The organism is Cupriavidus sp. 05N38 (assembly GCF_056397345.1).
The window spans coordinates 190755-203283 of the sequence record NZ_JBFTNF010000003.1 but is presented as its reverse complement, the minus strand read 5'-3'; the positions used below and the strand labels follow the sequence as shown (position 1 = coordinate 203283).

Sequence of the window (12529 nt, the reverse complement as noted above, 5' to 3'; positions counted from 1 at the left end):
CCACGCACCGTGTATTGCATCCAGGCGTACAGGTTCCGTCGCCATTGTTTCCTTTACAGAACAGTGTATTGACGAATCTAGGGTTTTCCCTTGGTTCCAGGCGGCGTACATTGCGTGAACCGCCTGGCTTCCGCTCAGCGTCTCCGGCAAGAGAGCCGCCGGAGCCAGGCAGCCGCGTCGACCCGGTCGGCGCGCCGTCCCCAGCCAGCAGTCAGCCGTAGCAGCAAAGGAGTGCATTATGAGTTCCATTCTCGAAGCCCTGTTCGCAAGGCATGTCGGCGACCCCGAGCACATCGTCAGCGCGCTCAACCATCAGGAAATCGTTGTCGCCCTGTCGGCGCTGGTCGCGGAGCAGCGCGTCGCCGTGCTGCACATGCTCTACCCGCGCACCGACGCCCGCACCCACCGCAGCCTCGACGCGCTCGTCAGCGCGCTGCACGGGCACGGGCTGCACCAGGTCGCGGACCTGGTTTCGCAGGAAGCGCACTACCTGGTGTTCCGCGATCCGTCCAAGGCGTGGAAGGCACTCCAGGAAATCCGCCACGACTCACTGGCCATCGGCGTGCATCTCTACTACAAGGGTGCCACCGGCGACGCCGCGGAGCGCGAGCTGGACGTGGACGCGCATCAGAAGGCCGCGGCCAAGCCGCGCACGGCTGTGGACGCTGTCGGGAGTTGAGTCGCGAGCCACGCCCTCGGGGGAGGGCGGCCTGGCCTGTTGGGGCGGCCCGCGACAGACGTCATGATGTCGCGCTTGTCCATGGGCTCGGCAAAGCGGTAATTCGATTGCGATCCGCATAAGCGCGCGATCGGCCGGTACGGGCCGATCGCAGCCGTCTGACAGCATCGCCCCACTACCCGCATCCCGGCCTTTTCGAGCGTCTGCCTCGAAAGAAGAGGCCCCGCAAGTTCAAATCCCCGAGGGATCCCTGAGGGGCCATTCCGTTCTTGTAAGGTCCATGAGCCGGCCGCTGCTATCGGCCGGCTTCAACCGCTGGCCCGTGTCCTCTTGCAGCCGACCCGCGGAAGCGGCGTGGCTGGCGAGCCGCGCTCAGGCTGCCGCAAGACCGCCGTCGATCAGATAGATCGCGATCGAGAACGTCACGAGAGACATGACCGTGCTGGTGAGGATGGACGTTGCCGCTTCGCTCCGATAGGCGCCGGCTTCGTTGGCGAACATGGCCGGAATCGTCGCGGACGGCAGCGCGCACAGCAGGATCATCTGTTGAGCGTAGAGACCCTTGACCGAAAGCAGAATGGTTGCGCCAATCATCAGGGCCGGGTGCACGAGCAGCTTGAGTCCCATGTTCACCCACACCTCGCTGGAAAGATTCAGCCGCACGGAGGACATGATCAGGCCGAGGCAGAACAGCGAAACGCCGGGCGTTGCCTTGCCGAGCAGATTGAGCGATTCGGCCGCTACCGGCGGGAGCTTGACCGCGAACAGGGAGAGCAGGATGCCGATGGCGGGCGCCCACATGAGCGGCCGGCGGACGGCGCCCGATACGCTCGCAACGAAGGCCTTGGCGCCGCTGCCTTTGCCACTGGCGACCGTGAGCAGCATCGTGGTCAGCGGAATCATCACGAGGCTTGCGACCAGGTTGAGCACCAGTACGGAATACAGGCTGCTGGGGCCGAACATGGCCTGCAGGATCGGGATGCCCATGAAGGCAGCGTCCGGGTAGCCGACCACGAAGCCCTTCAGCGTGGCGGCCTTGAGCTCGCGATAGCGAAACCAGCCGAGCGCGAACGCCACGGCGTACATCCCCATGATGCCGATGAACGTTGCGACGACGAACCGGAAATCCAGCAACTGCGAACGCGGCGTGCCGGCCATGCCGACCAGCAGCAGGGCGGGGAAGATCCAGTTGAGAACCAGGCGGCTGATGACGAGACTATCCGAATGGTTGAGCTTGCCGCGTTTGCCCGCGAGAAATCCGAGCACGATGACAAACGCAACCGGCAGCAGGGGCCCTGCGATACGGTCCAGCATGATGACACTCCTTGGATTTGGCATCCGTACCGTCAGGTCTGTTCCTTCGCCCGGCACGCGATCGCCTTTGATGCACGGCGCCTCTTGCGCGCCGTGCCTTCATGCATGGCCTGATCAGGCCACCCGGTAGTCGCGGATCACTTCCGCGCTGGGCTCGATGCCGAGACCCGCACCTTGCGGCACGGCGAACGCACCGTTCTTCGGGATGATGGCGTCGCCGTAGAGCTGTGCCTCGAGGTCGAAATAGCGCCATTCGACGAGCGCATCGGGACCGCCCAGCGCGGCGCTTGCGTGCACACTGGCGAGCAGGCCGGGACCATCGTAGAACGTGTGGACCATCACCGTGACATTGTTGGCATTGGCCAGGGCGTACACCTTCTTCAATTCGGTCAGGCCGCCCATCTTCGCCGGGCTCGGCTGGATGAAGTCGACAGCCTTGGCTTCGAACAGATGCTGGAAGTCCATCAACGTCGAGGCGTTCTCGCCGGCGGCGACGGGGATGCGGCCTTCCTGCCTGACGCGCGCGAGCCCGGCATAGTTTTCCGGCGGCCAGACCGGCTCTTCGAGCCATCGCAGGTTGAAAGGCCGAAGCTTTTCCGCCATGTCGAGCGCTTCGCGGACCGTCCACGGACAGTTGACGTCGAGCGTGATGTCGACGTCGTCACCGGCCGTCTCGCGCGCCGCGCGGACGCTCTCGACATCGATCTCGTGCAGCTTGAGATGGCGAAATCCGTCGTTCAGCGCGCGCGCCACGTTTTCCCTGACGAGATCCGGGTCGGAGTACCGGGTCAGGCTGGCATAGGCCCGCAGCGAGGTGGCGCTACTGCCTCCGAGCAATTGGTAGACCGGCTTTCCCGCGACCTTGCCTGCGATGTCCCATAGCGCGATGTCGATGGCGGAAAGGCTGTGGATGAAGGCGCCACTGCGCCCGAATACATGGAACTTCTTTTGCAGGTCGAGCATCAGCTTCTCGAGCTGCGAGGCATCCCGGCCGATGATTTCGGGCGCGAGAATCGTGTCGATCACGACCTTGGCCGGAGGAACCGCCATGAAGCCGAACGTCTCGCCCCAGCCGACCACGCCCGTATCGGTCGTGACCTTGACGACCAGCGAGTCAGCGGTCTGCAATCCGCTTTTGCCCCACACGGCGTCATCTGATCGGCCCCCCGCCGTGAAGGGAATGCGCAGGGGTATCGTCTCGATGTTTGCAATCTTCATGATGTTTCCTTCCTGGTGTGCAGTCCGGCATGCTCGCCGTGTGATGGCGGACTCTGCGAGTCCAGCCAGTGAAACGAGCCGCTGTCGTCCTGGATGCCGCCTGGCGCCGCCCGGGGATTGCTCGTTACCCTTGGGCACCAATCTAGGCGCATCGCCGTCGAACTCGCATACCCGCCAAGGCGAATCAGTCTTGCGCGGCAGGAACAAATCAGGTGCACAGCTTCATCAGCCGGCGCGACTCCCAATTTCCCGCGCGCTGGTTCGAAGTGGACAAAGCGCTGCCTGGCGGTTGCCCCTGAAATCGCCATTGCCTGCACGGGCAGGGCGGTGCTCCCCGGCGTGCCGCCAGGCGTCGCCGCTGGCACCTCGCGCACCACCGCGGCGCAGCCAGGGCATGCAGGCGCGCAGGATATGTGCTGCTGTCAGAACGGCGGGATGCCGGCGCGGCACGACACGGAGCCGGTCGGTCGTGTGGACGCACCTATCCGCCGGGGCGTCGGGGAGGGAGAAATGGGGGGCGGCCTCGGCGCTCGCACGGAGGCGGTGGCCGGATCATCGGCGCGCGAAGGGCCAATGCCCGAGCGGACATGGCTCGCGATCGCGATCCTCAAAGAAATTCCTTCTTGATGTCGATGCTCGAGCGCTGGCCAACATGATCGTAGTTTTCCTTGATCCATGCCTCGGCCTCGGTCCTCCCCTTGTCGCGCAGGGAGCAAAGGAAGTCCCAGTCGGCGTTGTACTTGCTCGACGCACCGAGGGCGCTCATGGTCTCGTCAGACCTGATCGAGTGGATCAGCATTTCCTTCATCTCGCTTCGATTGACCTTGCCTTGCTGGATCAGCGAAGTCACGAAGGCAATCGCGCGCATCTCCCGCATGAGCGATGAGTTGAAGCTCACTTCATTGACGCGATTGAGGATGTCGACGGCGGTGGTCGGCACGCCAGGGCGCACGATCGGATTGATGTGGACAATCACGACGTCGCTTGTATTGCAGTGATAGATCAGCGGAAAAATTGCCGGGTTGCCGACATAGCCGCCATCCCAGAAGTACTCGCCGTCTATCGGCACAGCCTGAAACAGGGTGGGCGGACAGGCCGAAGCCAGCACGGCCTCGATGCAAATGTCCGTGCTTGAAAAAATGCGTATCCTGCTGGTCTCGACATTGGTCGCGCACAGATAAAGCTGTATCGGGCATTGCTTGCGCAGCACCGCGAAGTCGACCTGTTGCTCGAGGACATCCCGCAGCGGATTGCTGTTGCTGGGATTGAACTGGTATGGCGACAGAATCCGGAGAACGATGTCCGCCATCGCGTAAAGGGGCGAGTAGTTCAGTCCAAAGCTATGGGTTCCCTTTAGCCAGGGCATCCAGCGGAACGGGCTGTGCTTCTTTGCCGATTGCGCGATCGCGAGCCAGAATTCGTGGAGCGCCTCGCGCGCCCGGTCGTGCCCGCCCTGCAGCAAGCCGTGGGCGAGCACGGTGGCATTCATCGCGCCCGCACTCGTCGCACTGATGCCTTCGATGGTGAATCTCCCATCCGCGAGCAAGCGGTCGAGGACTCCCCACGTGAACGCACCATGCATCCCGCCGCCCTGCAAAGCGAGCGCGATTGGCTTTTGTTCGCCGTTACCGGTCGGCTTACGGATACTCCCGGCCATCCCAAGGCTCCTTCGTGGCGTGGGGGAGCAGACCCGCCAGGTATCGGCTTGCGCGGGCGTAGCGCAAAGTATCGTAGCCAGCGCTTATTCAAGCGTTCGCCTGGCGGCCACCAGCGCGGATGGAGGCCCGCCAGACCAGGCTCTCATCAGTGCGTCGATGGACGGCACCCCCTGTCATGAAGTGTAGTAAAGATGTGATGCCTGAGTGGTGAGGCGGCGGGTCGATGGATGGCGTGCCGCCCGCACCGAGGCGTGCGCCGTGCCGGGTGGCGGCGATACGCGCATAAGTGCCTTGTCGGCAACGGCGCCACGACGACGCGGCGGTGACCGTGCTGGCGGGTCACCCCGTGCTAGGATGAACGCTCCCCAGCAGCCGCCCCAGGCCCATGACCACCCTCTACGCGACCCTCGGCGTGCAATCGGACGCCACCCTCGACGAGATCAAGCGTGCCTACCGCCGCGCCGCGATGAAGTGGCACCCCGACCGCAATCTTGGCCGCGAGGCGGAGGCGCACAAGGCGTTCCAGGAAATCCGCGATGCCTACGGCATTCTTTCCGATGCGGAGCAGCGCCGGATCTACGACGAGGTATTCGAGCAGGAGATGCAGCGCTGGCAGGCTGAACGCGAGGCGCAGGAAGAACAGGAGTGCGAGGCGCAACGCGAAGCCCAGCGCGTCGCGCAGGAACACTACGAGAAGATGGTCGCGATCGCGATGCGCTTTGCCGACGACGGACACAACCGCGAAGTCCTCTTCGGCGTGCTGCTCGGCCGTGACTGCGAGGCGGAGCTGGCGGCACGCATCGCGGACAGCGTATGGGCCTTGCAGGAGTCGCGGCGGGCAGGTGCGCCGGCCGCGGACGCGCCACACAGCGAAGCCGCCCCGACGCCTGCCGGCGCGGCGGCGTCAAATGCCGATGAGGCGACGCGGTCCAGGCGTCACCCCGGCACCTTCGATTCGTTCTGGCACGGCTTGTTCGGCCTGCGCTCGTAGCCGGGCTGGGGCATGTCGATGCCGAAGCGTCCTGGCAGATGAGCCGCCCTGAACAGCATCAGCCACGGGACCTCCTCACTTCCTATTTCTGGAGTGGCGACGCCATCCGCAGCCGGCGCGTGAGCGACATCGTGCTGTCAGGCACGGTCGACGTCCCCGTGCCCCCTGCACGTCTGCTTGCGGATTGGGCAAGGGAGATATCGTCACGCCTGATCCTGGAACCCGGGGATGTCGAAGCCATGCCCCTGGCACGAGCGCGGGCGCGCTGGCCGGACTACACGCGTTGCGTGCAGGCGGCGTCCGATTGGACGTGCGCGCTCGGACTACCCGGGGTGCTTGCCGCCAGTGACATCGCCCTCATGGCCTGCCGCGGCGCGAGGTACCACCATGACGGCGAGCAATATGGCGGCGCGGCCTTCTGCAACCTCTTCCTGAGCGAGGACAAGGGCCTGGACTTGCATTTCCCCTCTTTGGGACTGCGCATCCCCCTGAGCCGGGGCACGGTTGTGATATTCGATACTTGCCAGCCCCATGGCGTCATTCCACGCCACAGCAGCGGCTTCGACGTGGGCGACTTCCCGCCCGGCCACGACTGGGTCCAGCTATTCCTGACCTGGGAGCTTCCCATCGAGGATGCCGGTGTCGGGCACGCGCTCGAGGTTGACTTCGACATCTCTGCCTCGACCTCGCTGCAACTGAATGAAGAGCAGGTCTGGCTGAACGGTGCAAGGGCCGGTGTGTGCCAGGATTCTGGCCGGTGGTGCCTGGCCGGCTGATCGTCAGGGTCACGCCGCGCTTTGTCGCGGAGGGCGGACAAGGAGCGGGCCGGCGCGACATTCTCCCAAGGGAACCGGCCTGCCCGCGCAGCCTGTGCCGGGGATGCGCGAACAGGGGAATCACTCGGGCTGGATGCCGGCGTCCTGGATGATCTTCGACCAGCGATTGGCCTCGCCGTCGAAGAACTTCTTGTGCCCGGCCGGCGAAAGGCGGTCGTCGCTGACGACCGTGACGCCGAGCGCTTCTTCGCGCTTGATGAGCGCCGCGTCCTTCAGCGCGGCGCGCAGGGCCGTGTTGAGCTTTGCCAGTACCGCTGGCGGCGTCCCGCGCGGTGCGTAGAGGCCATGCCAGACGGTGAAGTTGAAACCCGCCAGCCCTCCTTCGCTGAGGGTCGGAATGCTTGCCAGCGCGGGCACAGATGATCGCTGTGCGCTGGTCACACCGTAGGCCTTCACCTTCCTGGCCTCGATCTGGGGTGTGCTGTTCGTGGCTTGCTCGCACATCAGGTCGACCTGGCCGCCCATGATGTCGGACATGGCGGGAGCCGTGCCTTTGTAAGGCACAGAGGTCATATTGCTCTTGAGCGCGCTTTGCAGCATGAGGCCGCACAGATGGGAGGCGGAACCCGCTCCGGCATTGGCGAGGTTCAGCTTTGCGCCATTCTCCGCGATGAACTTGCGGAGATCGGGTAGCGCATTCGGCGGCAGGTTTGGCCTGCCAATCAGGGTCGAGGGCGCCTCGTTGATCAGACCGAGAAACTCCAGGTCGGCCGTCTTGTAGCCCAGCTTCTTGTAAAGCGACGGCGCCGTGGCCAGGCCTATGTGATGTACCAGCAGCGTGTACCCGTCCGGCGTGGCGCGCGCAACGCGCGCTGTACCGATCGTTCCCCCCGCGCCGGCTGTGTTCTCGACCAGGACCGTCTGCCCCAGGGTCTTGCGCAATGCCTCTGCCACATCGCGAGCGATCTTGTCGCTCGGGCCGCCGGCGACGAACGGGACAACCAGTGTGACAGGCTTCGCCGGGTACTCGGCGTACGCGGGACCCGGGGCGGCAAGTGCACCGCCGGCAAGACAAAGGGTGACGGCATAGGAAGCCGCTTGCTTGTTCGACATGGTTGTCTCCGTTGTATGTTTCTTGCCCTGGCTATGCCGCTCAGGCCGACAGTTCCTGCATCACGCGATAGAGGTCGGACTTGGCTTCGAAGCCGATGCCTGGCAGGTCCGGCATGGTGAGATAGCCCTGTTCGACCTTGACGCCATCGGGAAAGCCGCCGAACGGCTGGAACAGGTCCGGGTAGCTCTCGTTGCCGCCGAGGCCCAGGCCGGCGGCGATGTTCAGCGACATCTGATGGCCACCGTGCGGGATGCAGCGGCTGGCCGACCAGCCATGCTGCTTGAGCATGTCGAGGGTCCGGAGGTACTCGACCAGGCCGTAGCTCAGTGCGCAATCGAACTGGAGGTAGTCGCGGTCCGGGCGCATGCCGCCGTAGCGGATCAGGTTGCGGGCGTCCTGCATCGAGAAGAGATCCTCGCCGGTTGCCATCGGGTTGGCGTAGTAGTTGCGCAGGGTCGCCTGCAGTTCGAAGTCTAGCGGGTCGCCCGGCTCTTCGTACCAGAACAGGTCGTACTGCGAAAGCGCCTTGGCGTACTCGATCGCGGTGTCGAGGCCGAAGCGGCCATTGGCGTCGACCGCCAGCTTCTGGCCATCCTGCAGGACGCTCAGGATCGAATCGATGCGACGCAGATCCTCGTCGAGCGATGCGCCGCCGATCTTCTTCTTGACGACCGTGTAGCCACGATCGATGTAGCTGCGCATTTCGTCCTTGAGCTTGTCGTGGTCCTGGCCGGGATAGTAGTAACCGCCGGCTGCATACACGAAGACCTTGCGATCGGGCGTACCGTTGCCGTAGCGATCCGCCAGCAACTGGAACAGTGGCTTTCCTTCGATCTTTGCCACGGCATCCCAGACGGCCATGTCGATGGTGCCGATCGCCACGGAACGCTCTCCGTGGCCGCCCGGCTTCTCGTTCGTGAACATCGTGTCCCAGATCTTGTGGGGGTCCAGGTTGTCGCCGGTGGCGTCGATGAGTGATTCCGGATCGGCTTCCATCAGGCGCGGGATGAAGCGCTCGCGCATCAGCTTGCCCTGGCCATAGCGGCCGTTCGAATTGAAGCCGTAGCCAACCACGGGCTTGCCGTCCCGGATCACGTCGGTGATCACGGCGACGAGGCTCAGCGTCATCTTGCTGAAGTCGATATAGGCGTTGCGGATGGGCGAGCTGATGGGGAGGGTCTTTTCGCGGATTTCGACGATTCTCATGCTGTGTCTCCTGGCGCGCTGGCGCTACGGTGCGTGGGGTGTGGGAATCGGTAGCTTAGTGGCTGGAGCGTGAACTAAAATTGAATCAAATTAATTTGATTATTCACTTTGAGTGAAAACTGACCTCGCCTCCGAACTGGAGTTCTTCGTGCTGGTGGCGCGTCACGGCAACCTGTCGGCCGCGGCGCGCGAACTCGACCTGACGCCGCCGGCGGCGACAAAGCGGCTGGCGCTCATGGAGGGCCGGCTGGGCGTGCGCCTGGTCAACCGCACGACACGCAGCATCAGCCTGACCAACGAAGGCGAAACCTACCTCGCCTATGCGACGCGGATCCTCGCGGACCTTCGTGAAATGGAAGATGCCGTATCGAGCAGCGGAGCCGAGCCTCGCGGTCTCCTGCGTGTCAACGCCACGCTGGGCTTCGGTCGCACCACCATTGCGCCGCTCGTCTCCGATTTCGCCAGGCGCTATCCCAACGTCGAAGTGCAGTTGGAGGTCACTGACAGGCCCGTGGACCTGGTCGAGAGCGGGTTCGATCTCGCGATCCGGTTCGGGGCCTTGCCCGACAATCGCTTGAACGCCAGGCGGATCATGTCGAACCGCCGGTTTCTTTGCGCGTCACCGGTCTATCTCGACAAGTTCGGGACGCCGACGACGCTCGCCGAACTGGTAAGCCACCGTTGCATCATCCACAGGCAGAACGACGGCGCCCACGGCGTCTGGCGGTTTCTGCACAAGCGGCAGAGTGAAGTGGTGAAGGTTGACGGCGCGCTGTCCAGCAATGACGGCGATATCGTGCTCGGCTGGGCGCTCGATGGCCATGGAATCCTGATACGGTCCGAGTGGGATCTGGCGAAGTATCTGGAAAGCGGAAGGTTGAGGGTGGTATTGCCCGATTTCGCGCTGCCGTCGGCCGATCTCTTTGTCTACTACCCGCAACGTCGAAATCAGACCGCCCGTGCAAGGACGTTCATCGACTTCCTGGTGGCGCAGTTTCAAAAGCCCGCGATGGCAAGCGAATCACGCAAGAAAGGCGGGTAGCCCTGCCATGCGGCCCGCAAGCGCCTGCTCGCTTGCCGAAGTTGACGTCGACGGGAATCGAGGGCTACCTTTGCGAGAACCCGGACAGGTTGGGCGATTCCTGGCTGACCGGACCTGCGGACCCGCGGACCCGCGGACCCGCGGACCTGCATATGGCGGAGCATGAATGAAGACGTTGCTGATCATCTACCACACGATGACCGGGGGAACACAGCAGATGGCCGAGGCGGCAGCCGGCGCGGCGCGCACCCAGTCGGGCGTCGCGGTCAGGCTGCAGCGTGCGTCCGAGACCGGCCCGGACGATGTGCTGGCGGCCGACGGCTACCTGTTCGCGACGCCGGAAAACCTGGCTTCGATGTCCGGGCTGATGAAGGACTTCTTCGATCGCTGCTACTACGCGGCGCTTGACCAGGTGAACGGCCGCCCGTACGCGGCCATGATCTGCGCCGGCAGCGACGGGCAGAACGCACTGCGTCAGGTCGAACGCATCGCCACCGGATGGCGGCTCAACTGCGTGGCGCCAGGCCTGATCGTCTGTACCCATGCACAGACGCCCGAACGCATTCTGGCGCGCAAGGAAATAAGCGCCGATGATCTCGCTCGCTGTGCCGAGCTCGGCGCCGGACTGGCGGCCGGCATCGCGCTGGGCGTGTTCTGACGTGGCCGCGGACGATCGCGCAAGCCCGGGCATATCGTCGGGATGGCGTGGCAAATCCATCGGGGACTTGGCCGGCTACCTGTAGCGCGCAACGCTCTCCTGCAGGATCGCGATAAATGCCTGCGTCGCCGGTGACCGCGTGCGCCCGGCCAGCGTGACGACGCCATACGGCGACCACATGTCATCGAAGCCCAGCACGGCGAGCCTGCGCGCCGTTCCCGCGGCGCATTCGGCCTTCATCATCTCGCTGGGCACGAGACCCACCGCTTCGGTTTCCAGCACCAGCGAGCGAACGGTCAGCAACTGGTCGCAAGCCACCGTCAGCAGATCGCGAGCAGTGCCGGGGACCTGTTCGTCCAGGCGCTGGCGAAGCATCGCGGCGATTCTCTTCGGCAGATGCGGGCCGGCGACCGGATAGCCCAGCAGGTCTTGCAGCGCCACTGCCGACTTGCGCGCCAGCGGATGGCCTGCGCGCACGAAGAAGCCGGTTTCGATCGGCGGCAAGTCTTCGACGAGCAACTGAGGACGCTTGTCGATGCTGGTGCTCTCCCCAAGGAAAACATCCAGCTCCTCCGCTTCGATCCGCTCGCCCAATGCGCGCGCCTCATCGATCTCGACGTCCACGCGCAGGCCGGGATAGCGGCCTAGCAGCATGGCAAGCACAGGGTCCAGCAGAAACGACGCGGCAAGTGCGCCGAAACCTACGCGAATATGGCCGCGGGTCAGATCCTGCATCATTTCCAGGTCGCGCTTCATCTCGCGGGCTTCGCGCAGCATGCGCCGCGCGCGCTCCAGCACGACCAGGCCCTCGGCGGTCAGCGCGGCACGCCCGTAGGCCCGGTCGATCAGCATCTTGCCCAGCTCGCTTTCGAGGGCCTGGATGCTGCGCGTCAAGGCAGGCTGCGACAGGTGCAGTTCGTCCGCCGCCCTGGCAAAGCTGCCGGCCTCGATCAGGGTGACAAAGTGCTGGTACTTCCTCAGGGCCATGAAATTAAGTTTTTACGCATGGAAAACTGAAAAATATTGCATTTGACGATAGGTTGCAATGCTTCCAGTATGGGACAGCTTCACTGAGTTTCGCCCCGCAAATCCTGGAGTCAACCTATGACAGCACATACCGAGCCGCATGCCGGCACAGACATGACCGATGCGGAGTGGCGCACCCGCGTGGACCTGGCGGCCTGCTATCGGCTGGTCGCGCATTTCCGCTGGGACGACCTAATCTTCACCCACATCTCCGCGCGCGTGCCCGGCGCGCCTCAGCACTTCCTGATCAACCCCTACGGGCTGATGTTCGAGGAGATCACGGCTTCCAGTCTGGTGAAGGTGGACCACGGCGGCGCGCCGGTCGGGCCGACCGAGCACCTGGTGAATCCGGCCGGCTTTCTGATCCACAGCGCAGTCCACGAGGCGCGGCCCGATGTGCAGTGCGTGCTGCACACCCATACGCTGCACGGCATTGCCGTCTCGGCGCAGCGCGAGGGATTGCTGCCGATCTCCCAGCAATCGATGTTTCCGCTCAGCGCGCTCGCGTATCACGACTACGAAGGCCTGGCACTGCGAGACGCCGAGCGCGCGCGGCTGGTGGCGGACCTGGGCACAGCCAGCAACATGATCCTGCGCAACCATGGCTTGCTGACATGCGGCAGCACCATCGCCGAAGCCTTCCTGGCCATGTACACGCTGGAGACCGCATGCCGCGTGCAGATCCTGGCGCAAAGCGGCGGCACCAGCCTGACCCACGTGCCGGCATCCATCCTCGAAGGCATGGCCGGGCAGGCAAAGGAGGTCACCAAGGGCCAGGGCGCCGGCCTGGTCTGGCCCGGGCTGCTGCGACGCCTGGACCGCATCGATCCCTCGTTCAGGACCTGAA

Annotated in this window: 12 protein-coding genes; 6 read left to right on the top strand and 6 right to left on the bottom strand. The window is 64.4% G+C overall.

Annotation, left to right across the window (positions count from 1 at the left end):
* Nucleotides 1–238: 238 nt before the first annotated feature.
* Nucleotides 239–679, top strand: a complete 441-nt coding sequence (locus AC1DK4_RS04050; RefSeq protein ID WP_441613813.1) for a hypothetical protein — start codon at nt 239–241, stop codon at nt 677–679.
* A gap of 372 nt (nt 680–1051) precedes the next feature.
* Here the strand turns inward: AC1DK4_RS04050 and AC1DK4_RS04045 are convergent, their stop codons facing one another.
* The 3 genes from AC1DK4_RS04045 to AC1DK4_RS04035 all read right to left on the bottom strand — a co-directional run bounded on the left by AC1DK4_RS04045 (nt 1052) and on the right by AC1DK4_RS04035 (nt 4868).
* Nucleotides 1052–1993 carry an AEC family transporter gene (locus AC1DK4_RS04045; protein ID WP_441613812.1) on the bottom strand — a complete coding sequence of 314 codons (942 nt, stop codon included), beginning with the start codon at nt 1991–1993 and terminating at the stop codon, nt 1052–1054.
* 114 nt (nt 1994–2107) lie between these two features.
* Nucleotides 2108–3211 carry a mandelate racemase/muconate lactonizing enzyme family protein gene (locus AC1DK4_RS04040; RefSeq protein ID WP_441650174.1) on the bottom strand — a complete coding sequence of 368 codons (1104 nt, stop codon included), beginning with the start codon at nt 3209–3211 and terminating at the stop codon, nt 2108–2110.
* Nucleotides 3212–3818: 607 nt separating this feature from the next.
* Nucleotides 3819–4868, bottom strand: coding sequence for a patatin-like phospholipase family protein (locus AC1DK4_RS04035; RefSeq protein ID WP_441650159.1), 1050 nt, complete (start codon nt 4866–4868; stop codon nt 3819–3821).
* 386 nt (nt 4869–5254) lie between these two features.
* Between AC1DK4_RS04035 and AC1DK4_RS04030 the strand changes: the two genes are divergently transcribed.
* Both AC1DK4_RS04030 and AC1DK4_RS04025 read left to right on the top strand, forming a co-directional pair.
* Nucleotides 5255–5860: a J domain-containing protein gene (locus AC1DK4_RS04030; RefSeq protein ID WP_441613809.1), complete on the top strand. Its 606-nt coding sequence runs from the start codon at nt 5255–5257 to the stop codon at nt 5858–5860.
* A gap of 38 nt (nt 5861–5898) precedes the next feature.
* A complete protein-coding gene (locus tag AC1DK4_RS04025; RefSeq protein ID WP_441613808.1) occupies nt 5899–6636 on the top strand; it encodes a hypothetical protein in 738 nt (245 codons plus the stop codon).
* Between the two features lie 120 nt (nt 6637–6756).
* Here AC1DK4_RS04025 and AC1DK4_RS04020 read toward each other — a convergent pair whose 3' ends face one another.
* Together AC1DK4_RS04020 and AC1DK4_RS04015 are read right to left on the bottom strand one after the other, a co-directional pair.
* A complete protein-coding gene (locus AC1DK4_RS04020; protein WP_441613807.1) occupies nt 6757–7749 on the bottom strand; it encodes a tripartite tricarboxylate transporter substrate-binding protein in 993 nt (330 codons plus the stop codon).
* Nucleotides 7750–7789: 40 nt separating this feature from the next.
* Nucleotides 7790–8956 (bottom strand): mandelate racemase/muconate lactonizing enzyme family protein, encoded by a 1167-nt coding sequence (locus AC1DK4_RS04015; protein ID WP_441613806.1) that lies wholly within the window; start codon nt 8954–8956, stop codon nt 7790–7792.
* Nucleotides 8957–9068: 112 nt separating this feature from the next.
* On the opposite strand from AC1DK4_RS04015, the gene AC1DK4_RS04010 reads away from it, so the two are divergent.
* Both AC1DK4_RS04010 and AC1DK4_RS04005 read left to right on the top strand, forming a co-directional pair.
* Nucleotides 9069–9998, top strand: a complete 930-nt coding sequence (locus AC1DK4_RS04010) for a LysR substrate-binding domain-containing protein (protein WP_441650160.1) — start codon at nt 9069–9071, stop codon at nt 9996–9998.
* 166 nt (nt 9999–10164) lie between these two features.
* Nucleotides 10165–10656, top strand: coding sequence for a flavodoxin family protein (locus AC1DK4_RS04005; protein ID WP_441650161.1), 492 nt, complete (start codon nt 10165–10167; stop codon nt 10654–10656).
* A 75-nt stretch (nt 10657–10731) separates the two neighbouring features.
* Here AC1DK4_RS04005 and AC1DK4_RS04000 read toward each other — a convergent pair whose 3' ends face one another.
* Nucleotides 10732–11643 carry a LysR family transcriptional regulator gene (locus tag AC1DK4_RS04000; protein WP_441650162.1) on the bottom strand — a complete coding sequence of 304 codons (912 nt, stop codon included), beginning with the start codon at nt 11641–11643 and terminating at the stop codon, nt 10732–10734.
* Nucleotides 11644–11760: 117 nt separating this feature from the next.
* Here AC1DK4_RS04000 and AC1DK4_RS03995 point away from each other — a divergent pair, with 117 nt between their 5' ends.
* A complete protein-coding gene (locus AC1DK4_RS03995; protein ID WP_441650163.1) occupies nt 11761–12528 on the top strand; it encodes a class II aldolase/adducin family protein in 768 nt (255 codons plus the stop codon).
* Nucleotide 12529 lies beyond the last annotated feature (1 nt).

What these genes read in the sequence shown, in the direction of transcription:
- AC1DK4_RS04050 (WP_441613813.1), top strand. Translation starts at nt 239, where the DNA reads ATGAGTTCCATTCTCGAAGCCCTGTTCGCAAGGCATGTCGGCGACCCC.
- AC1DK4_RS04045 (WP_441613812.1), bottom strand. Translation starts at nt 1,993, where the DNA reads ATGCTGGACCGTATCGCAGGGCCCCTGCTGCCGGTTGCGTTTGTCATC.
- AC1DK4_RS04040 (WP_441650174.1), bottom strand. Translation starts at nt 3,211, where the DNA reads ATGAAGATTGCAAACATCGAGACGATACCCCTGCGCATTCCCTTCACG.
- AC1DK4_RS04035 (WP_441650159.1), bottom strand. Translation starts at nt 4,868, where the DNA reads ATGGCCGGGAGTATCCGTAAGCCGACCGGTAACGGCGAACAAAAGCCA.
- AC1DK4_RS04030 (WP_441613809.1), top strand. Translation starts at nt 5,255, where the DNA reads ATGACCACCCTCTACGCGACCCTCGGCGTGCAATCGGACGCCACCCTC.
- AC1DK4_RS04025 (WP_441613808.1), top strand. Translation starts at nt 5,899, where the DNA reads ATGAGCCGCCCTGAACAGCATCAGCCACGGGACCTCCTCACTTCCTAT.
- AC1DK4_RS04020 (WP_441613807.1), bottom strand. Translation starts at nt 7,749, where the DNA reads ATGTCGAACAAGCAAGCGGCTTCCTATGCCGTCACCCTTTGTCTTGCC.
- AC1DK4_RS04015 (WP_441613806.1), bottom strand. Translation starts at nt 8,956, where the DNA reads ATGAGAATCGTCGAAATCCGCGAAAAGACCCTCCCCATCAGCTCGCCC.
- AC1DK4_RS04005 (WP_441650161.1), top strand. Translation starts at nt 10,165, where the DNA reads ATGAAGACGTTGCTGATCATCTACCACACGATGACCGGGGGAACACAG.
- AC1DK4_RS04000 (WP_441650162.1), bottom strand. Translation starts at nt 11,643, where the DNA reads ATGGCCCTGAGGAAGTACCAGCACTTTGTCACCCTGATCGAGGCCGGC.
- AC1DK4_RS03995 (WP_441650163.1), top strand. Translation starts at nt 11,761, where the DNA reads ATGACAGCACATACCGAGCCGCATGCCGGCACAGACATGACCGATGCG.